Here is a 19,697-nt window from a genome sequence, read left to right as displayed (position 1 = left end):
TATTACATTCCCATTCCGCCAAACATCATCTGCATGATGAAGTCTTCAAATGAGATGCTGTTTTCTTCTGTGATTACGATGGTATGAGGTTCAACAGGTTGGTTGAACGCATAGGCTTCTGTGTTCATGTTCATGGTCATACTGACTTGCGAGTCAAGCTCTTTGACTGTCATACCCATCGTCATATCCATCACTCTTGTGTTGTAATCCGAGTCGATACCCATTTTAACGACCAATGAGTCGAAGCTGATGGTATCGTCCAATTCGTCGAGCATTTGAGGGAAGCCTTCTGTAAGCATTGCGATTTGCGCTTCGATCTCTTCGTCTGAAAGTTCTATTCCGTAGGTCTCATTCTGAGCGATGATACTTTTCTTCATGGTTTCCTGAATGCTTTCGTTGCCATAAATCGCTGGAATCAACTCTTTGATAAGCGCTAGGAAGGAGTCTTGGTCGAATGACATTGTCACATAATCAAGTTTTGTGCTGCCGTCCATGCCTTCAAAGTCCACGCCGTATTCCACAGTCAGATTCTCATCCTTGACTGCGTTTAAGAAGATCGATGTCATATCCGTATTAAGGGACTTGAGTTTTTCAGTATCCTTTGAAAGTTCCATCGATGCCGAGGTATCTAGAGTGAGATACTCATCTAAGAATGGAGTTTTGATAATCATGCTTTCAAAGTCTTTCATGTAGAGGTCAAATTTAAACGCCATTCCATTGGACTCTACAGATACCGTTCCGTTCATGTTGCCTTTTATAGAATCGGAAGCGATGTCAAGCGTCAGCTTGCCTGCGTTGATCATATCGATATAAGTAGGTACTGCTGGATCTTGAGCCAAGAAGTCCTCTGACGCATCGACGTTCATGGTAAGGTCCATAAGTGCGCGAGAAGAAGTCAGATTGGCACTTTGCTCAAAGGTTTGAGTCAAGAGGTCCCTTGCCGATTCTTTTTTAGCACAACCGCTTGCAAATGAAAGCACTAACAAAAGTGCAAGTGTTAAAGATAAAAGTTTTTTCATAATAGTAGGCCGAAGCCATCCTCCTTTTGTTATAGACAGACTAGGTACTTACGCCTTATTTTACTGTGGATAGGCCGCATTTACAATGATTAACAATTAAGTTCATCAAATTGTAATATGTCAGACACTAATCCTTGTGCTTGTTTTTTTGTAATTATAGCTCATGATAAGCCCGATCACAAGCACATAGCAACCGATTAACAACCGATGTTGCGCTGAAAGCCCACCGGAGGTGAGGCATTCGTAAAACACCTGGGTGATATGATAAAAGGGGAGCCACCCGACTAATTCGAGTATGGGGCCGGACAAGAGGTCGATGGAGAAAAAGGCTCCTCCCAATAGCGCCGGTATGAGTACCAGGCTGATGGTGATCAGCTGAGCATAGATGTGCCTTTGGAACTTTAGCTGAAAAAGACTGAGCAGTTCGTAGTAAAGTACAATCACAAGAACCCCCATCACAAGAATCGCAAGCGCCGCGTTTAAGGTCAGTCCGATCTGACCGGCGATGCTGTTGAGTATGAAAAACCAAGGCAGTAGGACCAAGGTGTAGTGGACGACCCTACGGCTAATGAAGAGGGAGCGGTTGAGTCCGAATATGGTGCCTGTTCTCGGCTGCAAGCCGTAGTCTGTGAGTCCGCTACCAGAAAGTGTCAGAACAAGCAGCAAGATGATCAGGGTCAAACCGTAGCCGATAAGGCTGCGGGCATAATTGATTTTCTTTTGATTGATATCTCCCTTGATACCAAGCCACGTATCCACTAGCACTAGCTGGGTTGTCAGTGAAAAAGAGCTATCCTCTTCATAAAGGGTGTAATACTCAAGCGCTGTTTCTGTCCAGGAATCGTCCAGATAGGTTGTGGTGGCGCGTATTAGCCTCGACTTTGCGATGAAGGGCATTAGGTCCTGGGCGATCACGTCGACAAGGACTGGAGCTACGGCATTGTAGGTCAAGTAGTTTAGCGAGAGCTGTTGTCTGCCGAATGGCTTGAAGTAATCCTTTGGAATCACAAGGTATGCTTCTATGACTTCACGCTTCAGCAGTTTGACCGCGTCTGCCTCTGATGTGAGAATCGGTCGGACAAGTGTGTTTTCTTCTAGCAAGTCGATGAAGGTACGGCTGTCTTGCGACTCGTCGTTATCGATCACCGCAATAGAAAGCTCCATCTGAACGGTACTAAAGGGTAGCCAGCCCCTAAGACTTATGAAAAGAAGTAGGAGCGAAAGGACATAAACCACCAGAAATCCCTTTGCTCTTAACAACTGTGTCACCTGCAATTTGAAAGGGCTCATTTTAGTACCTCCAGGACAGGGGTGTTCTTAATTAGAATCACCTCGATCGATACGAACAAGGCAAACAGGGACATAAGTATGCCAAGTGTGACAAAGGAAGAGCCGACACCGGTGATGGCGAGGCGTAGGATCAGATAAATAGGACTGAATACGCCGATTTTTTTGACCATCAGAGGCAGCAGCACAAAGGGAATCAGTCCTCCACCCGCCAAAACCAAGAGACTTGTCACGATGGTGGCAAGAAAACTGAGGGACTGAGCGTCTTTGAACATATAGCTGACGCTGCGCCAAATGCTTACAAAAAGCATGCTGCACAGGATAAAGGCCAGAAAGGCCGATCCGGCAAAGCTTAAGTCTGCTGTATAATAGACTGCCAGCACAACGGGCAATAGGACGCCTACAAGCTGCAGTGTCTGTGCGATAATCTCTGCCATAACGATAAATAGCGGCGAGGTTCCTGTGGTGAGCAGACGTTTAAAAGTGGAGGTCTGTCTGCTTTCAAGCGTCGATAGGCCAAATCCGATGCTCATAAATGCGATGAGACTCAGGGGAAGTGCAAGGAGTATATAATGAAGCGTTGTGATCTTAGGCAAGTAGGAAAGGGTGGAGGTGGTGAAATGGCGCCCTCTTCCCATGGCAGCGGTGATCATTTCGACCGAAAACTGCTCATTGGCGCTAACCTTGGCTTCATCGGTGCTCCCCGCATCGTCCATCGTCCTATAGAGGCTTAGGGTAGTCAGGTCGACTGCTGTCACATATTCGCTGTAGCTGTTGAATACGCCTTCTAGCAGACGATTCTTCACAGGATTGTCCGCATGGGTATAGATGCTGAGGGGCTTATTTTCGTAGTACATCAGGCCATAGGAAAAACCTTCCGGTATGATGATGTATGCATCAAGCGTTCCCCGATTGAACTGATCGATGACGCTGTCCTTTTCATCGATCACTACGGTAAAGAGCGACGTGAAATTCTCATTGGTGGCAAAGCTGTTGATCAGAAGTGTCGCAGCCGGATGCGTGTCCTCACTTGCGACACCGAACCTTATTTGCTCGGAACTGACAAGTGTGGTCTCATAGCCAGAAAACAAAAACTGCATAAACAGGGTCAGTAGAATGAGTGCTAGCTGGATGATGATTGTATTTTTCCATTTCAGTTGTCGCTTGAGCGTCGCTGCGATTAAATGCGTCATGGCGGTTCCTCCTGTCGAGTTACCTTATTATAACAAAGATTAGTGAACTTAACACTTGAGGCATTGGTAAAAGTTTGTTGACAAGGCCGTGTGAAGGAGGATGCAATCTTTAATTACGGGGTCGACGCGCTTTTTTATTTCTTGTTTTGGCTTGTGGGGTTGGGTATGATGTATATAGAAACAAATGGATTTTAAAGTTAGATTAGGACAGGTGAACAATTTGTTTGGATATATTCGTAGCATACTACCCTTTAGTTATGTGGATGGGCCCGGCAACAGGAGTGTAATCTTTTTTCAGGGCTGCAATATGAACTGCGGCTACTGCCACAACCCCGAAACGATTCCGATTTGCACACAGGCCGACGAGGATGTGTCGAAGATGGACGTTGACCAGATAGTAGAGGTCTTAAAACCCTACTTGAATTTTGTCAGCGGAGTAACCGTTTCTGGAGGCGAATGCACGGTTCAGGCCGAGTTTCTGCTTGAGCTTGTGAGGGCCCTCAATAAGCTGAAGGTTGATGTACTGGTCGATACGAACGGTTCTCGACCAGAAGTTATTGAACAGATCATGCCTTTTATCAGCGGTGTGATGCTGGATATAAAATCGATTGATGATGAGGAAAGTAAGGACTTGACCGGAATGAAACCCTCAGGCGTACTAAGAACCTTTGAAATGCTGATTGAGGCGGACATGCTTTATGAAGTGCGAACGGTGGTCCATGAATCACTGGATTCTGAGCGGACTGTAAAATGGGTTTGCGGGCGATTGAAGCAGGCAGACAGTGGCGCACGGTATAAGATCATCGCCTTTAGACCTCATGGTGTCAAGGGCGATTGGGCGAAGTATAAACAGGTCGGAGGGCCTTATCTGAAGGAACTGGTTGCCACCGCGAAAAGTTACGGTGTAGAAGTGGTGTTGGTCGATTAGGAGGTCATCAATGTTGAATCAATTAGGTAAGCGCATTAAGGAAATGCGTGTGAAAAAAGAAATGACACTAAAGAATTTGAGCGATGCGACAGGGCTTTCCACAGGCTTTATCTCACAGCTTGAACGGGGACTGACGACAATTTCAGTGGACTCGCTTCAAAAATTATCCGATGCCTTAGAAGTGAACCTAAACTACTTCTTCAAGACGGCTGTGAAGCGCGAAGACGTCGTACTTAAGAGGCATCAGCGCAGCATCCTATCTGTTGAAAATCAGTTCATCTATTACCAGATGAGCAGCGACTATACGGATAAATTGCTTTTTCCACGAATGATCGAGCTATTGCCGCAAAAGGAACTCGAGAAGATCGATACCTTTTCACATGAAGGGGAGGAGTTCATCTATGTCGTTGAAGGGATTCTGACTTTGGTCGTAGACGATGAACTCTATGAGCTGTATCCGGGCGAAACGGCTCATTTCAATTCTGCAAGAAGCCATAACTGGTACAATGCCACGAACCAACTTGTTAAAATACTTGCGGTCTCCCATCCTAACAGACTTGCTGAACAGGAGTAGGGAATCATAGTAAGCTAAGAAAGGTGATGAAAAATGAAAAACTGGATTAAAGGACTGACAAACGTTCTGATGGGTTACGCGGTCATTATTGCAGGAATAACGCTATACCAAAGGATTGAATCATATAGATTGGGTGGTGCATGTCCTGTACCTCTGCAAAAGCCATGGTTGTACACGGGTATAGCGGCTGCGGTGCTGGCATTCCTACTCATGTTTGTCAAAGACAAGAGGAAAGGTTCGGAGCAATGATTCTTGTAAAAGGGCTGAAGAAATCTTTTGTGCTGTCCAAAAAACAGAGGGCTGCGAACAAGGAGGATTCACCGATCAAACATGCCCTTAAAGGCATTGACTTTGAGGTGAAGAAGAATGAGATCTTTGGCTTGCTCGGACCCAACGGAGCCGGCAAGACGACAACCTTAAGATGCCTATCGACCCTAATCGTGCCCACAGAAGGTGATGTGTACATCAACGGATTTCACGGTGTAAGGGAAGGCGAAAAGGTAAGGGAGTCGCTTGCCTTTTTAACCAGCGAGCTTAAGCTGGACCCTCATTTTACACCCGAATACACTGTAAAGTTTTTTGGGCGGCTTCACGGGATGGATGTGCAGCTTTTGAAAGACAGGATGGAGCATCTGTTTGAATCATTTGGTGTAAGCGACTTTAGACACACCAAAATCAAGGACTTATCTACCGGGATGAAACAGAAACTTTCGATTGTGGTCAGTCTGATTCACGATCCCAAGGTGGTCATTTTCGACGAGCCTACCAACGGACTTGACGTAATCACTGCAAAGGCTGTTACCGACTATCTTGTGGAGTTGAAAAAGAGCGGCAAGACCATTATCCTCTCGACGCATATGATGCATGTCGCCGAAAAACTGTGCGACCGCATCGCGATTCTCCTTGATGGTTCGATCAGAGTGGTAGGTACCGCCGATCAAATCAAGGCTCAAACGCGAACGAACAGTCTTGAGGACGCTTTTTTCAGTTACTACTATGAAGAAACGCAGGTGACAGGTGATGTTTAAACAGTTGATGATTGTTATGAAAAAAGAGTTGAGGCGTGTGTTCACCGATAGAAGACTTGTGGTGACCAGCTTTATTTTACCCATGATCAGTATCGCCCTCATCTATTCGGTAATGGGCATTATGATTCAAAAGACATCTGACGATATCGACGAGCATTTGACAGAAGTCTTGGGCGTGAATGTTCCAGGCCCGATTGTGGTGCTGTTCGACCAGAATCAAAGTCTTAGGCTCACCAAAGGCGAACTGATCGAAGAGGAAGTTGAAACGCTACTTTTAGACGGCGTGTTCGATTATTACTTATATTTTGATGAAAACTTTGAAGAAGAGGTCGCTGATAGCAGTACGAGTTCCTCGCCGCTTGTGATTGGAAGATACTCGCCTAAAAGCGACTATGCTCAGGAAGCGAACGTAAAGGTGTATGAGCTGCTTGAGGGCTACCGTAATCAGGTGCTCGCAAATCGGCTGGGTGGCGAGAACCAACTTAAAGTATATGATTTTGACGCTTCGGAGATAGCCATACCCCAGGAGGAACGAGGCATTGAACGGTCGTTCGCCGACTTGATTCCAATGCTTATTTCGGTATTCATCTTTGCTGGGGCGATGAGCATCGGTATCGATTCGATCGCCGGCGAAAAAGAACGGGGAACGCTTGCGACCATGCTTGTCACACCGGTTGATCGCGGAGTGATCATCGGAGGCAAGATGCTCAGTCTCGGGGTAGTCGCGCTGTGCTCGACGATTTCGTCATTTTTGGGAGTGCTGCTCTCGATTCCCTTTTCGGCGGGTTTCTTATCCTCTGGTGAAGGATTCACCCTATCTGAGTTCATCTTGGGGCCCTATGAGTTGTTTCTGTTTCTTGTGTGCATGCTGGGACTTGTCGGGGTTTATGTGACGATAATTTCTGTGCTTTCCATGATCGCCAGCAGCGTGAAGGAAGCTGGCGCATATATCACACCAGCCTACATGGCTGTGATGGTTTCTGCATTTATGAACATGTTCGGAGGCAGCGAGGCGGCATCGGTTCAGTATTACATACCGATCTTCAACAACCTTGTGAACATGAAGCAAATTCTTTTAGGGAATGCGAACACGCTGATGGTTATGATCGCCTTTTTCACGTCCATGGCATTCACAGTGGCTTTGATTTTGATCGCTAGAGCGATGATGCATAAGGAGAAGGTGGTGTTTCCGTCATGAATGAAAACTTGAATGTGATCCTTGAGGCGGTGATCGCACTTGTGAAAAAAGTGGGCCGTTACCAAGTGAAGGAGCAGTTTTCAGAGTCCTTGTCTGTAGATTCGAAATCATCCAGGGTAGATCTTGTGACAAGCGTAGATAAGAAGTCGGAGATCATGCTTTGTAAGGAACTGCTTAAGCTGATAAAAGGTAGTCAGATGTTAGGTGAGGAGTCGGGGCTTACCGGTCAAACCGGTGACTGGCTTTGGATTGTAGATCCTCTTGACGGGACGACAAATTATGCCCAAGGGCTTCCTATTTACGCGATTTCAATCGCCTTAACCTTTAAAAATGAAGCAAAACTGGCAGTGGTCCATGTTCCGAGACTTGATGAGACCTATACGGCGATAGCGGGTGAGGGTGCCCGCCTCAACGGCACGGGAATCAAGGTGTCTTTAAAGGAGGACCTTGTCGATTGTGTCATCGCGACGGGGTTTCCCTATGATAGGGCCACCCACCCGCAAAACAATGCTGAGGAAGTCAAGAGAATGGTTCCGCTTGTAAGGGGGATCAGAAGGATGGGAGCTGCGGCTTTCGATCTGTCGCAAGTGGCTTGCGGCCATCTGGACGGATACTGGGAATATAATCTGGCACCGTGGGATCTGGCAGCGGGCAAGCTGTTGATCGAAGAAGCCGGAGGGTTGGTCCTTAAGTTGAAAGCAAGGGGTCAATCGGTGGTTTGCGGCAACTCAAGCATTGTAAAGCATGTGATAGAAGCACTTGGTTTAGAGGTCGTATAGACAAGACAAGGGGGAAGTTATGTTTGATGTTATTGTTATAGGAGCTGGTCCTGCAGGATTAAGTGTCGGGTCGGAACTCGCAAGGAGTAAGCGTGTTCTCATCCTTGACGGAAAATCTTCGATTGAGGATTGCACCAAGAGCTGGTTCATACCGGCTTCGCTTGTAGAGGGAAACGACGAGGTGCTACCTTTTATGACTAAAGGCATCAACCGCCTCTTGTGTTCGACAGCATCGGGTAAGGACACCGTATGGGAGACTTCGCTGCCTGGGGGTTACTATTATGTGGATGAACATGCGATACTCAAATTCTGGGGCGAAAAGGCTCTAGATCGGGGTGCTGAGATTATTCTCGAAACCTACTATACGGACCACGTTACCAAAGAGGACAGGGTGGTTGTGGAAACTACAAAGGGAAGATTCGAAGCGAAACTCTTGATTGACGCTTCGGGGCATGACTCTCAGGTGAAAAAGAATTATAAGACCGATGAGAACTATTACTGGTGGTCTGTTTATGGAGCGATCGTCGAACATCCCAATGGTCTGCATGGCATGGAAAATGGAGATTACATGCTTTGGCAGACCTTTAAGGATACCCAGGCGGGTGATGATGTGACGCTTGAAGGCGGAAGACCGGTATTTGAATACGAAGTGCTGACAGAAAACAGTTCCTTCCCGCTGATCCTCTATCTAAGAAAAAGCAAGGTGCAAAAGGATTTGATGCGAACTGAGTTCAAACACGTGCTCTATAATGAGGACAGAACCAGTCAGTTCAAGGATGCGGTCATAAAAGAGGAGAAATGGGGATGGTATCCTTCGGGAGACCTTACGGTCAAGCAGGCTGAGGACCGGGTGGACTTTATCGGCGATGCGGGTTGCTGGACCACGCCATGCGGCTGGGGATTTGGATTTATCGTTTACAATTACAAGCATTATGCCAAATCGATCGAGGAGCTTCTTGATAAGGACAGGCTGGATGAAGCGTCGTTAAAAGGAATGATTCAGTTCAATATCAACGAAAAGCATCAGATTCTGATGGATGCCATCGCATCGCACTTCTTGGCGAACGGGACACCCGAACAGCTCGATAAGTTTATCGATTTCTTCAACAACAATGAACCGCTCATGTGTGAAAAAATCTTTACGCTGACAATCAGTCAGGAGGAGATCCGCGGAGTCGCAAAGGAATTTGTAAAATTCTTCAATCCGCTGGAACTCTTGAGCATCTATCCAAAAGAGGATTGGAATCTGCTACTGAAGGAAATACCCTATTTTCTTGCAGACACCATCGGAGAGGCGGTTGCAAAAACAAAAAAAGCGGATATCGGGTTTAAACCTGCATTTGATATCTCTGATAATAAGGCTTACGAATAAACGGAAGTTTTGCATAAAAAAGTCATGGTTTTTCAACCATGACTTTTGTGTTTTTTACTGATTGTCCATCGCATCCGCTTGTGCGAATTCCCTTTTCAGGTTTTCGAAGACCTCTTTTACGGATAGGATGCTTGTTATCTTGTGGATGTTCTCGCCAGAAAAGTAAAGTGCGTTTTCGGGGATGTCATTACCTACTGCGGCATATAATCCGTTCATGATGCAGAAGGATCTCGAACAGCGCTTCAAACAGTTGACGCAGTGTTCGATTGTTTCTCCGCCGTCAATTCTAATTCTTTCTGTAAATGTGCTCTTGAGCGCTCTGCCAGGTAGTCCCACTGGACTATCCACTAGAACCACGTCCTCTTTGCCACAGGAGATATAATGCGCTTTCATCTCTTCTGACGCATTGGATTCGTGAGTCGCTGCAAATCTTGTGCCCATCTGAACACCTTGCACGCCCAGTTTTACGAACTCGTGGATATCAAAACCATCCATGATGCCACCGGCGGCGACAACAGGAATTTTTACCGCTTCGATTACTTCTGTGATGATGTCTTTGATGCTTCTGTCGGTACCCAAATGACCGCCAGCTTCCTTGCCTTCGACAATAATCGCACTTGCGCCTAATTTTTCGGCCATTTTTGCGCCTTTTGACGAGGATACGATCGGAACGATCGGTGTGCCCGCTTCTTTTCCCCACTGGAACATGTCGCGTGAGAAGCCTGCTCCTGAGATGACAAGGTCGATGCCTTCTTGGATGGAGACCTTGACAAGATCCGCGAATTCAGAGACCGCAAAAAGGATGTTTACCCCGATGATGCCGTCGGTGAGTTCACGTGCTTTTCTTATTTCTGCTTTAAGCTCTTCTATTGTCAGTCCAGTGCCGGCGATGATTCCTATTCCGCCTTCATTCGCAACTGCTGCGGCAAGTCTTGCAGTTGAGATCTTCACTGCCATTCCGCCTTGGATAATAGGGAACTTCGGCTTTAGTTTGCTGATTTGTAAGCTTGGAAACTTCATATGCTTTCCTCAATTCTCGAAGTATTTGAAATTAGATTTAGTATCTGGTCTTATTATAACATATAAAAAACTATGGAACAATTAAATGATGACTAATCATGTTTTTTGTAAGGCAAACGGATTGGTTTCAAGGTATGATTACTTGTCCGTCAATTGCATTTATGGTAACGTAATTGTGAGGTGACTATTATGAAATTTTCTTCTATGATGACATTTTTATATTTTGATCAGTTTGAGTCGGCTACCGATTTTTTTGAAAGCGTACTTGAACTCGAGATGGTGTTTGATCCTGGATGGGCTCGCGTTTATCAGACTTCCGGTGGTGCGTTTTTAGGTGCTGTTGATCGATCTAAAGGTTCAGTGGAGACTGAATATAAAGGTGGCACACTCATCAGTCTGACTGTTGATGATCTTGAAGCCAGTTTTGAAAAAATCAAATCCTATACGCCAAACACAATTACTGAGATTAAGCACTTCGAAGATTTGGGATTAAAGTCTTTCTTTTTTAAGGGTCCTGAGGGATACGATTTTGAAATTCAAATGTTCCTAAATGATACACTGAAGTTGATTTTTTAGGTAATGCCATGGGATTTAAAAGTGAAGCGGCCTTATATCCACACGTAAAGTCCTTTTTTGAAAAGAAAGGTTATGTGGTTAAATCTGAAGTAAAAAAATGCGATGTTGTCGCTGTAAAAGGCGAAGACGTTCTGGTAGTTGAGTTAAAGAAAAGTTTTTCTCTAAAGTTAGTGATGCAGGCGGTGGAAAGGCAAAAATACTGCTCCAGTGTGTATGTGGCATTTCCTGTCACAGAAGCTATTCGTGCACGAAAACGGATGTCAGAAGTGAAACTGCTTCTTAAAAGACTGCACCTGGGAATGATTCTAATTGATGAACGACCGTCCGGTGTTTTAGTCGAAGTGGCTTTGCTACCGAAGTTTGAAGTCTTTAGGGAAGACAAAAAGGCACAGAAGGCACTCTTAAAGGAGTTCAATGAACGAAAGTTTGATTTGAATACCGGTGGGATGACAAAATCGAAAATTGTCACCGCATATCGAGAGCGTGTTATTAATGTTGCGTGTTTTTTACGGATGAATGGTCCGACCCAGGTAAAAGTGATCAAACAAGCGACGGAACTTGTGGACGTGCAAAGTATTGTAAGCGGCAATCACTATGGTTGGTTCAATAGGACTGCAAAAGGCATTTATGAGTTTGACGATTCCCAGATGAGCAAGTTGATGGAGTTCGATGCCCTGGTGGTATTTTATGAAAACTACTATTTGGACCGTTTGGTGGATAAGGATGAATAATTAAGGAAATTGCATAATTACATTCAAAAAGAAGATCGAACTATATCTAGTGGAGTAGGATCTTTAGCATATCAATATCTATTATGCAATATCCCTTGTGATCTATTATGAAACTTTCTCAATTGACAGTCGAGTGGATTCTCGACTATTTTTTATTACATGGCTTTTGTGAGTTTTAACAAAAAACTTATTTTACCATTGTGATGAAATTTAAAACATGATATTGTGGCTTTGTTGGAAACGTTACCGATATCGTTTCCGTAAGGAGCGTTTATGAATATTAAAGACATTGCTAAGGTTGCTGGAGTAGCTGTTAGCACGGTGTCTCGGGTTTTAAACGATCACCCGGATGTATCCTCAGAAACTAGGGAACATGTACTAAGGATAATTGATCAGTACAATTACATTCCCAACAACAGTGCTAGAAACTTAAAGAGGGTTTCCACCAACACGATTGGGGTGATGGTAAAGGGTCGAGACAATCCGTTTTTCAGTAAAATGATTCAAGCGATTGAGGACCTGATTGCCAGAGAGGGCTATAGCATGGTGCTGCACTATCACCATGTGCCACTGGATGATACCGATGCGGCGATTGAATTTATTAAAGAAAAAAGACTTAGAGGCCTGATCTGCTTGGGTGGTGATTTCACTGAAGCACGGATGAATGCCCTTGAAGGTCTGGATGTGCCTATCGTATTGACCTCTGTAGATATGGGTGGTGTGACAAGTCACAATGTGTCTACGGTGACGATAAAGAACGAACACGCAGCACAGTATGCTGTGGCCTATCTCATCCGATTGGGACACCGGCGTATCGGCCTTGTCACGACGAGTGAAAACGACACGTCTGTCGGCAGACTGAGAATGCAGGGATATAAGAACGCACTTGTCGATGCGGGCATAAAAATCGATCAGTCTCTGATCGTCGACTCGGACTACACGTTCAAATGCGGTTATGACGCATGCAAACACATGCTGGACTTGGACGAGCGTCCAACGGCCATCTTCGCTATTTCCGATGTAATGGCTATCGGTGTCGGTAAGGCGATTTTGGATGCGGGATTAAGAATTCCGGAAGACATTTCGGTGATGGGTTTTGACGGACTTGATTACAGTCAATACTTCCATCCATCGATAGCAACAGTGAGTCAACCCGTCTTAGAAATGGGACGGATCAGCGCAGAAGTTCTACTGGAACACATAAAGAGTAAAATCGGTGGAAGACAGGTCATATTGGACACGGAACTATTGATTAGAGCATCTGTTTCAGAGGTAATAAGCAAATAGCATAAGTTGAGTACATGGAGGAATAGTATGTTGAGAAGAGATGACTTAAAACAAGCAATGAATATTGTTGCGCAAAAAGAGTATGGGGTTCCATTTGAAAGACTTGATCTACAGGGCAAATACGAAGTGCTTTCTGGAGCGATCATCAGTCAGATTTCACCAGACTGGAGCGCTACTGAAGCCAAGTATCAGGAAGGAAAAAGAGCGTTTTACCTATCTGCTGAGTTCCTGATGGGAAGAGCGCTTGGCAATAACCTGATCAACCTGCGATCTTATGACGATGTAAAATCGCTGATGGAAGAGTTTGGCGTTGACTTAAATGCCCTTGAAGAAGTCGAGTACGATGCAGGACTTGGTAATGGCGGTCTTGGAAGACTTGCCGCATGTTTCTTGGATTCTTGTGCGACGCTAAACCTACCTGTAACAGGTTACGGTATCAAATATAAATACGGTTTGTTCAAGCAGTATTTTGAAGATGGTTTCCAAAAGGAACTACCGGATGCATGGATGACACACGGTGACCCTTGGACGGTTCGTAAAGACCGCGAAGCGGTTGAAGTCGTATTTGAAGATATGACGGTAAAGGCGGTTCCTTACGATATGCCGATCATCGGTTTTGATACGAAAAATATCAATACCCTAAGATTGTGGCAAGCTGAATCAGTGGAGCCGTTTGATTTTGAAGCGTTTAACCACCAGGCATATGATAAGGCCGTTGCAGGTAAAAATAGAGCCGAGGATATTTCTAGAGTATTATATCCAAACGATGATACTGAAGAAGGTAAACTGCTAAGAATCAAGCAACAGTACTTCTTTGTATCCGCATCCATTCAAGATATGGTGAAAAAGCATAAGGCCGCAGGCAGAAAAATGGACAAGTTCCATAAGTACCACAGCATCCAGCTTAACGACACTCATCCGGCTGTCGCTGTTCCTGAGTTGATCAGACTGCTCATGGCAGACGGCATTAAGTTTGAAGAAGCGCTGATGATTTGTCAAAATACTTGCGACTACACAAACCATACTATTCTTGCAGAAGCGCTTGAACAGTGGTCGGTGGAAGCTTATGAAAGCATTTTGCCTGAAATCGTCAAGATCATCAAAAAAATCGACTTGCATCTGCATAAGCTCCTTACAGAAAAGAACATCGATATCGTCGACATGCTGGATTACAAGATTATCGACCATGGTAATATCAAGATGGCTTGGCTTTCTATCTATGGTTCGAGCAGAGTGAACGGCGTTGCCGCGCTTCACACTCAAATACTGATCGATTCGGAGTTGAACCACTGGTACAAGCTGTTCCCAGAAAAATTCGTAAATAAGACGAACGGGATCACGCAGCGTAGATGGATCTATTACTCAAACAGGGAGTTAAGTGATCTGATCACTGAACTCATCGGTGATGAGAGCTGGGTGACGGACCTTGACCAGCTTAGAAAACTCGAAAAATTCGCAGATAACGAAGAAGTGCTTAAGCGTTTCATGGCGATCAAGCGCGTGAAGAAGCAGCAGCTTGCCGATTATATCGAGGAACACGAAGGCATTAAGCTGAACGTGGATGCGATATTCGACATTCAGATCAAGCGTCTTCACGAATACAAGCGTCAGCTACTTAACGCATTCCATATTCTTGACCTATATCACCGAATTAAAGCAGATCCTAAGGGTGACTGGGTTCCAAGAGCCTTTATCTTCGGAGCTAAAGCTGCTCCAGGTTACTTTAGAGCAAAAGGCGTAATCAAATTTATCAATGATATCGCAAGCCTTGTGAACAATGATCCGGAAATCGGCGATCTTCTCAAAGTGGTATTTGTTGAAAACTACCGTGTTTCCTATGCGGAGCGTCTATTTACGGGTGCAGACCTTTCTGAACAGATTTCAACTGCCGGTAAAGAGGCTTCAGGAACCGGAAACATGAAGTTCATGCTAAACGGTACTCCGACTATCGGTACGCTGGATGGCGCGAATGTTGAAATAGTAGAAGAGGCAGGTGAGGAGAACAACTTTATTTTCGGTCTTAAAGTGGAAGATATCGCTGTGCTTCACTCCCTATACTCTCCAACGAAACCGTACAAGAACACTTCGGGACTCAAAAAGGTTGTCGACAGCCTTGTTGACGGTACTTTTGATGATGAAGAGACAGGCATGTTTGAGGAACTGTTCGAATCGTTGATGAAGGGCGCATCATGGCATGAAGCGGACAACTATTACATCCTTGCAGATTTTGAAAGCTACAGAGAGGCTCATGACAGAGTCGCTGTCAGTTACAAGGATGAGCTTGGTTGGGCTAAGAAGTGCTGGATGAACATGTGTGGTTCAGGTAAGTTCAGTAGTGATAGGACTATCGCAGAATATGCATCTGAAATCTGGCATGTTACAGATCAAAAATTATAATTTCCAGAAAACGTAGGGGCTTGCCCTACGTTTTCTTTATTTTCATTCCTAATAGGGTTGTGAGATCGTCTGACTGACCGGCTAATTATGAAAAAAGTATGAAGGTGGGAAAATGTTTTTGTTTTATCACTTTCGTAACACTTAAAACGAAACCGATTTCGAGATATTCAAACCTAGTATTTGCAACGGTTTCAAATGTTACGGTTACATAACAAAGCTATTAACGAATTGTTGCTGAATTGTTATTATGAATTTGGCAAGTCTGTGATAGTATAGGGACACAAGTTGAGTAATCGCTTTAATTAGTTTGTTTGATAAGGTTAGGAGGTGCTCGTATGGAAGTTACCATACTTAAATATTCTGAAAGAATCATCATATACCTGCAGGTCTTTTTAGGACTTGTAACAATCGCGCTTCCTAGTGTCTTTTTAGGGGTCGCCTATGGTATGGGAATCAGTTTCGATGATTCGGTGAATTCAATTATTGTCATTTTGAATGTTCTTGTGGCATTTGTGACTTTCTATGAGGGAAAATCAGTAATCAAGACACTAAAGAACCACAGGATAGAAGCTTCTCCCGAGCATATCGTCCATATCAGGGACACCAAAAGAGAACTGATCTTTTTTCATGAAATTGAAAAAGTGAAAGTAATCGAGGGCGTAAGCGGTAAGGTGAAAAGGATTAAAATTTCAACGAAAGACAGACAAACGGTACTTGAACATTACGAGTCGCTTGAAGATCTGATTGCGCTCATAAGAACTAGGACATGTTCTGAAATGCAGTTTGTGAAGCCCAAATTAGGCATGTTTTTCAGCATGCTTGTGCCCTTAATCGCAGTTGCATCGCAGTGGGTTTTTTAAGTGGAGAAACCTTCATACTTTCTTCATCAATTTCTAACCTTTCTCTAACCTTAAAATTACCTTAAATCGCTGATTTAAGAATGAGGATATGGTATTATTAAGTTGTTATTTTGCTGTTAGAAGCCAATACTGTTGGTGATTTCCTATAGCAAGATTAGCTCTCCTCAATTATTGAAACCTCTTACACAGGTTTCCTTTTTTTTTTGAAAATCTGATGTATAATATACTGGAGGTGAGGGTGCTATGACTAAAATTAAAATTTTGAATGACACGGATATCAAGGAATTGTTTTTAGAATACTGGGAAGATGAGTTCATTGTCGTCCATGAGACAAGATATGATGCGAATGAACTCGAAGGAATATCCCTTGTGAATGAACAGAATGAACTGCTTGGATTTGCTACGTATCGCTTGAGAGAAGACTGTTTTGAAATCATATCGCTAAATGCAACTGAAAAAGGGCGTGGATATGGTTCAAAGCTGATCAAGACCCTACTTAACAAGGCCAATCAAGCCAACTTAAGTGTTGTGGAAGTGACAACGACAAATGATAACACGGATGCGCTGAGATTTTATCAAAAATTCGGTTTCACACTAGTGAAAGTCGATTTCGGTGCTGTCGATAGGGCCAGGGAGATCAAGCCATCGATTCCTCTCTATGACAATCAGATCAGAATAGAACATGAATTGACGCTGAGGCTTGTGCTTGGAGCGTTTAGGTAAAAAGAAGTGCCGTATAGACGAATAATTCGTCGATACGGCACTTTTAATTTGTTTATTGATGGACTGGAAGCGTCACCTGATAGGTCAGGCCTCTAGGTCCTTCGCTGCTATAATCCACTAAGCCTCTGTGGTTTTCGATGATCGCCTTTGTGAGCTTAAGCGACACCCCTGTCTTTCCCAAACTTCCTCTTGACCCTTCATTGGAAAACGTGAAAATGGATTGGGCGATCTGATCGTTTTCAAGATCTGGCGCCTGGCCGTGGTTTTCGATGATGATCTGGCAATGATTGGTATGCTGCTTGAGCTTAATCATGATCTTTGAACTTGGCAAGTGTTTTGTAAGAGCGTTGTCGATAAGGATTCTGAGAGCCTCTCTGATGAGCCTTGCGTTACCGTGGACATAGACGGGCTTCTCGGGGATGCTTATGGCATATTGCACGTTATGCTGATCGAGCGTCGTAATGAACTCAATCAGAACCAACCTTAGTGTTTCACATAGGTCGAGTGGTGATTTTGAGATCTTTGTAGAATTGCTGAACTGCATCAGCTTGACATAGCTTGTATTGATAGATTTTAAGTCCAAAGCGCTCGAAAGGATCTTCTCGTAGGAAGCGGAATCGGATTGTGTGTCTTCCATGAGGGCTGACTCGCAAAATCCAATGATTTTTGTGAGTGGCGTATTGATGTCGTGGTTGATGTGCATGACGAGTTTTTCGACTTCGTCATTTGATGACACAGCAGGTTTTGCCACTTTCATATTTTTAGGGTGAATGAAGATGATGACAATCATCAAAACCAAGGGATTGATTAGAGCAAAAAACATCATGTAGTCCTGAAACAGTAAAAACTCCAGTCCGAACGCACATATGCTCAATAGGATGAACTGAATCATCAAAAATTGTCGTTTATTCATTCTATTCTCTCCATTCGATAACCGATGCCTCTGATCGTTCTAAGGAGCTTCGGCTGTTTTGGATTTTCTTCGATTTTTTCGCGGATATGGCTGATATGCACCATGATGGTATTTGCATCACCATAAAAGGGGTCGTTCCAGATGGATTCATATAGTTGTTTTTTTGTGAAAACCTGTTCCAGATTCTCCATAAACAATTTCATCATGCTGAACTCTTTTGGATTGAGATTCAAAATCTCGTCATCCTTTTTCACGAAATACTGGTTGAGGTCTAAGGTAAGTGGACCATTTACAATCAGCGTGGATGAGCTATTTTCGATATATTGTGTGTTTCTTCTTATCTGTGCTTTGATTCTAGAACTGATTTCCTTCAAGCTGAAAGGTTTTACGACATAATCATCAGCTCCAAGCCCTAGTCCGTGTATCTTATCCTCTTCATCCGACCTGGCGGTCAAGAAGATGACTGGAACATTACTCTGCTCGCGTATTTTTCTAAGCACTTCGTATCCGTCAAGTCCGGGCATCATGATATCGAGTAGGATCAAGGATATCTCGTTGCTGTTGGCCTGATACATATCAAGGGACTTTACTCCGTTATGAGCCGAAATGGTATTAAAGCCTTCTCTATTCAAATAAGTGACAATTAGATCTCTAATGTCGTATTCATCTTCACAAACCAGTATTGTATGTCTCACGTAATCTCTCCTTATGATAGCTGATTTAATGATAGCTGAAAATTTTGTAGATTGCCATAGCAAACGCTTTGATTTAAGGTAAATTTAAGTTTTAAGAAGTATAATTTCGAGTTAGGTGGATTTTGTGTACAAAAGTTTAGTATTGGTAAACTTAAAATTTATAATATAAAATTTTACTTGAAAATGAGGATGAAAAGGCATATAATAAAACCTGATTTTAATAGATGAGAATAATGAATTGGGAGTGAGGTTGACAATGGTTGAATCTAATAACAAGTTAAGATTATACGGATTTAATAATCTGACAAAAACGTTGAGTTTCAATATTTATGATGTTTGTTATGCTTTAAACGAAGGTCAAAAGAAGGACTATATCAGCTATATAGATGAGGCTTATAATGCGGCAAGGCTTACAGAAATACTAACAAACGTCGCAGATATCATCGGTGCGAATGTTTTGAATATCGCTAAACAGGATTATGATCCTCAAGGAGCTTCAGTGACGATCCTCGTGTCAGAAGGCGCTGTGGAAAATCCGGATGAGAGTTTGACTTCTGAATCACCTGGACCGCTTCCGAATGTCGATTCCGTAGTGGCACATTTGGACAAAAGTCATATTACGGTCCATACGTATCCTGAATACCATCCGGACAAAGGTGTCAGTACCTTTAGGGCGGATATCGACGTGAGCACTTGCGGGCAGATTTCACCACTGAAAGCACTGAACTATCTGATTCATAGTTTTGAATCTGATATCATCTATGCGGACTACAGGGTGAGAGGCTTTACTAGAGATGTCACCGGTAAAAAACACTTTATCGATCACAAGATCAATTCCATTCAGAACTTCTTGGACAGAGAGACCAAAGACAAGTATCAGATGATCGATACTAACGTCTATCAGGAGAACATCTTCCATACGAAATTGCTTCTGAAGGATTTTGATCTGGATAACTACCTGTTTGGTGTGAAGAAAAAGGACCTGGAGCCTAAGGAACGTAAAAAGGTGAAGGAAAGTCTTAAAAAAGAGATGCTTGAAGTATTCTACGGAAGAAACATTCCAAAGGGTAAAATGGAAGATCTATAAGAGGTAAGGAATAGGGGCGGATTTCAATCT

Annotated in this window: 20 protein-coding genes; 14 read left to right on the top strand and 6 right to left on the bottom strand. The window is 43.8% G+C overall.

Annotated elements, in window-relative coordinates:
• Nucleotides 1-2: 2 nt before the first annotated feature.
• The 3 genes from DWB64_RS04830 to DWB64_RS04820 form a co-directional block, all read right to left on the bottom strand.
• A complete protein-coding gene (locus DWB64_RS04830) occupies nt 3-1,019 on the bottom strand; it encodes a hypothetical protein (RefSeq protein ID WP_129487067.1) in 1,017 nt (338 codons plus the stop codon).
• 120 nt (nt 1,020-1,139) lie between these two features.
• Nucleotides 1,140-2,309, bottom strand: coding sequence for an ABC transporter permease (locus DWB64_RS04825; protein WP_129487066.1), 1,170 nt, complete (start codon nt 2,307-2,309; stop codon nt 1,140-1,142).
• Nucleotides 2,306-3,499, bottom strand: a complete 1,194-nt coding sequence (locus DWB64_RS04820; RefSeq protein WP_129487065.1) for an ABC transporter permease — start codon at nt 3,497-3,499, stop codon at nt 2,306-2,308. The genes DWB64_RS04825 and DWB64_RS04820 overlap by 4 nt, the downstream gene beginning before the upstream one ends.
• 220 nt (nt 3,500-3,719) lie before the next feature.
• Here DWB64_RS04820 and DWB64_RS04815 point away from each other — a divergent pair, with 220 nt between their 5' ends.
• From DWB64_RS04815 to DWB64_RS04785, 7 genes are read left to right on the top strand one after another with little or no spacing between them, the layout of a single operon-like run.
• Complete coding sequence (locus DWB64_RS04815; protein ID WP_164980238.1) at nt 3,720-4,427, top strand: radical SAM protein; 708 nt, start codon at nt 3,720-3,722, stop codon at nt 4,425-4,427.
• Nucleotides 4,428-4,437: 10 nt separating this feature from the next.
• A complete protein-coding gene (locus DWB64_RS04810; protein WP_129487063.1) occupies nt 4,438-5,001 on the top strand; it encodes a helix-turn-helix domain-containing protein in 564 nt (187 codons plus the stop codon).
• A 33-nt stretch (nt 5,002-5,034) separates the two neighbouring features.
• Complete coding sequence (locus DWB64_RS04805) at nt 5,035-5,250, top strand: hypothetical protein (protein WP_129487062.1); 216 nt, start codon at nt 5,035-5,037, stop codon at nt 5,248-5,250.
• On the top strand, nt 5,247-6,029 hold the full coding sequence (locus tag DWB64_RS04800; protein ID WP_129487061.1) for an ABC transporter ATP-binding protein: 783 nt from the start codon (nt 5,247-5,249) through the stop codon (nt 6,027-6,029). Before DWB64_RS04805 ends, DWB64_RS04800 begins: the two co-directional genes overlap by 4 nt.
• Complete coding sequence (locus DWB64_RS04795; protein ID WP_129487060.1) at nt 6,022-7,227, top strand: ABC transporter permease; 1,206 nt, start codon at nt 6,022-6,024, stop codon at nt 7,225-7,227. The genes DWB64_RS04800 and DWB64_RS04795 overlap by 8 nt, the downstream gene beginning before the upstream one ends.
• Nucleotides 7,224-8,006 (top strand): inositol monophosphatase family protein, encoded by a 783-nt coding sequence (locus DWB64_RS04790; protein WP_129487059.1) that lies wholly within the window; start codon nt 7,224-7,226, stop codon nt 8,004-8,006. Before DWB64_RS04795 ends, DWB64_RS04790 begins: the two co-directional genes overlap by 4 nt.
• A gap of 19 nt (nt 8,007-8,025) precedes the next feature.
• Nucleotides 8,026-9,378, top strand: a complete 1,353-nt coding sequence (locus DWB64_RS04785) for a lycopene cyclase family protein (RefSeq protein ID WP_129487058.1) — start codon at nt 8,026-8,028, stop codon at nt 9,376-9,378.
• Between the two features lie 54 nt (nt 9,379-9,432).
• Here DWB64_RS04785 and DWB64_RS04780 read toward each other — a convergent pair whose 3' ends face one another.
• Nucleotides 9,433-10,398: a nitronate monooxygenase family protein gene (locus tag DWB64_RS04780; RefSeq protein ID WP_129487057.1), complete on the bottom strand. Its 966-nt coding sequence runs from the start codon at nt 10,396-10,398 to the stop codon at nt 9,433-9,435.
• Between the two features lie 189 nt (nt 10,399-10,587).
• On the opposite strand from DWB64_RS04780, the gene DWB64_RS04775 reads away from it, so the two are divergent.
• From DWB64_RS04775 to DWB64_RS04750, 6 genes are all read left to right on the top strand, one after another.
• The gene (locus DWB64_RS04775; protein WP_129487056.1) at nt 10,588-10,974 is read left to right on the top strand and encodes a VOC family protein; all 387 of its coding nucleotides are present in this window, start codon (nt 10,588-10,590) and stop codon (nt 10,972-10,974) included.
• 8 nt (nt 10,975-10,982) lie between these two features.
• Nucleotides 10,983-11,705 (top strand): DUF2161 family putative PD-(D/E)XK-type phosphodiesterase, encoded by a 723-nt coding sequence (locus tag DWB64_RS04770; RefSeq protein WP_129487055.1) that lies wholly within the window; start codon nt 10,983-10,985, stop codon nt 11,703-11,705.
• Between the two features lie 273 nt (nt 11,706-11,978).
• On the top strand, nt 11,979-12,992 hold the full coding sequence (locus DWB64_RS04765; RefSeq protein WP_129487054.1) for a LacI family DNA-binding transcriptional regulator: 1,014 nt from the start codon (nt 11,979-11,981) through the stop codon (nt 12,990-12,992).
• 30 nt (nt 12,993-13,022) lie between these two features.
• Nucleotides 13,023-15,389 (top strand): glycogen/starch/alpha-glucan phosphorylase, encoded by a 2,367-nt coding sequence (locus DWB64_RS04760; protein ID WP_371682597.1) that lies wholly within the window; start codon nt 13,023-13,025, stop codon nt 15,387-15,389.
• Nucleotides 15,390-15,724: 335 nt separating this feature from the next.
• Complete coding sequence (locus tag DWB64_RS04755; RefSeq protein WP_129487052.1) at nt 15,725-16,249, top strand: hypothetical protein; 525 nt, start codon at nt 15,725-15,727, stop codon at nt 16,247-16,249.
• A gap of 243 nt (nt 16,250-16,492) precedes the next feature.
• The gene (locus tag DWB64_RS04750; RefSeq protein ID WP_129487051.1) at nt 16,493-16,972 is read left to right on the top strand and encodes a GNAT family N-acetyltransferase; all 480 of its coding nucleotides are present in this window, start codon (nt 16,493-16,495) and stop codon (nt 16,970-16,972) included.
• Between the two features lie 52 nt (nt 16,973-17,024).
• Here the strand turns inward: DWB64_RS04750 and DWB64_RS04745 are convergent, their stop codons facing one another.
• A complete protein-coding gene (locus DWB64_RS04745) occupies nt 17,025-17,885 on the bottom strand; it encodes a sensor histidine kinase KdpD (protein WP_129487050.1) in 861 nt (286 codons plus the stop codon).
• A complete protein-coding gene (locus DWB64_RS04740) occupies nt 17,882-18,580 on the bottom strand; it encodes a response regulator transcription factor (RefSeq protein ID WP_243118947.1) in 699 nt (232 codons plus the stop codon). The genes DWB64_RS04745 and DWB64_RS04740 overlap by 4 nt, the downstream gene beginning before the upstream one ends.
• 256 nt (nt 18,581-18,836) lie before the next feature.
• Here DWB64_RS04740 and speD point away from each other — a divergent pair, with 256 nt between their 5' ends.
• Nucleotides 18,837-19,667, top strand: a complete 831-nt coding sequence (gene speD / locus DWB64_RS04735) for an adenosylmethionine decarboxylase (RefSeq protein ID WP_129487049.1) — start codon at nt 18,837-18,839, stop codon at nt 19,665-19,667.
• The last annotated feature ends 30 nt before the right edge of the window (nt 19,668-19,697 follow it).

Origin of the sequence: Fusibacter sp. A1 (genome assembly GCF_004125825.1) — a bacterium.
Lineage (GTDB): Bacteria > Bacillota > Clostridia > Peptostreptococcales > Acidaminobacteraceae > QQWI01.
The sequence above is the reverse complement of the archived record's forward strand: the minus strand, read 5'-3'. Positions and strand labels throughout refer to the sequence as shown.

Coding starts and splice junctions, on each gene's coding strand:
- DWB64_RS04830 (WP_129487067.1), bottom strand. CDS start 1,019: ATGAAAAAACTTTTATCTTTAACACTTGCACTTTTGTTAGTGCTTTCA.
- DWB64_RS04825 (WP_129487066.1), bottom strand. CDS start 2,309: ATGAGCCCTTTCAAATTGCAGGTGACACAGTTGTTAAGAGCAAAGGGA.
- DWB64_RS04820 (WP_129487065.1), bottom strand. CDS start 3,499: ATGACGCATTTAATCGCAGCGACGCTCAAGCGACAACTGAAATGGAAA.
- DWB64_RS04810 (WP_129487063.1), top strand. CDS start 4,438: ATGTTGAATCAATTAGGTAAGCGCATTAAGGAAATGCGTGTGAAAAAA.
- DWB64_RS04805 (WP_129487062.1), top strand. CDS start 5,035: ATGAAAAACTGGATTAAAGGACTGACAAACGTTCTGATGGGTTACGCG.
- DWB64_RS04800 (WP_129487061.1), top strand. CDS start 5,247: ATGATTCTTGTAAAAGGGCTGAAGAAATCTTTTGTGCTGTCCAAAAAA.
- DWB64_RS04795 (WP_129487060.1), top strand. CDS start 6,022: ATGTTTAAACAGTTGATGATTGTTATGAAAAAAGAGTTGAGGCGTGTG.
- DWB64_RS04790 (WP_129487059.1), top strand. CDS start 7,224: ATGAATGAAAACTTGAATGTGATCCTTGAGGCGGTGATCGCACTTGTG.
- DWB64_RS04785 (WP_129487058.1), top strand. CDS start 8,026: ATGTTTGATGTTATTGTTATAGGAGCTGGTCCTGCAGGATTAAGTGTC.
- DWB64_RS04780 (WP_129487057.1), bottom strand. CDS start 10,398: ATGAAGTTTCCAAGCTTACAAATCAGCAAACTAAAGCCGAAGTTCCCT.
- DWB64_RS04775 (WP_129487056.1), top strand. CDS start 10,588: ATGAAATTTTCTTCTATGATGACATTTTTATATTTTGATCAGTTTGAG.
- DWB64_RS04770 (WP_129487055.1), top strand. CDS start 10,983: ATGGGATTTAAAAGTGAAGCGGCCTTATATCCACACGTAAAGTCCTTT.
- DWB64_RS04765 (WP_129487054.1), top strand. CDS start 11,979: ATGAATATTAAAGACATTGCTAAGGTTGCTGGAGTAGCTGTTAGCACG.
- DWB64_RS04755 (WP_129487052.1), top strand. CDS start 15,725: ATGGAAGTTACCATACTTAAATATTCTGAAAGAATCATCATATACCTG.
- DWB64_RS04750 (WP_129487051.1), top strand. CDS start 16,493: ATGACTAAAATTAAAATTTTGAATGACACGGATATCAAGGAATTGTTT.
- DWB64_RS04745 (WP_129487050.1), bottom strand. CDS start 17,885: ATGAATAAACGACAATTTTTGATGATTCAGTTCATCCTATTGAGCATA.
- speD (WP_129487049.1), top strand. CDS start 18,837: ATGGTTGAATCTAATAACAAGTTAAGATTATACGGATTTAATAATCTG.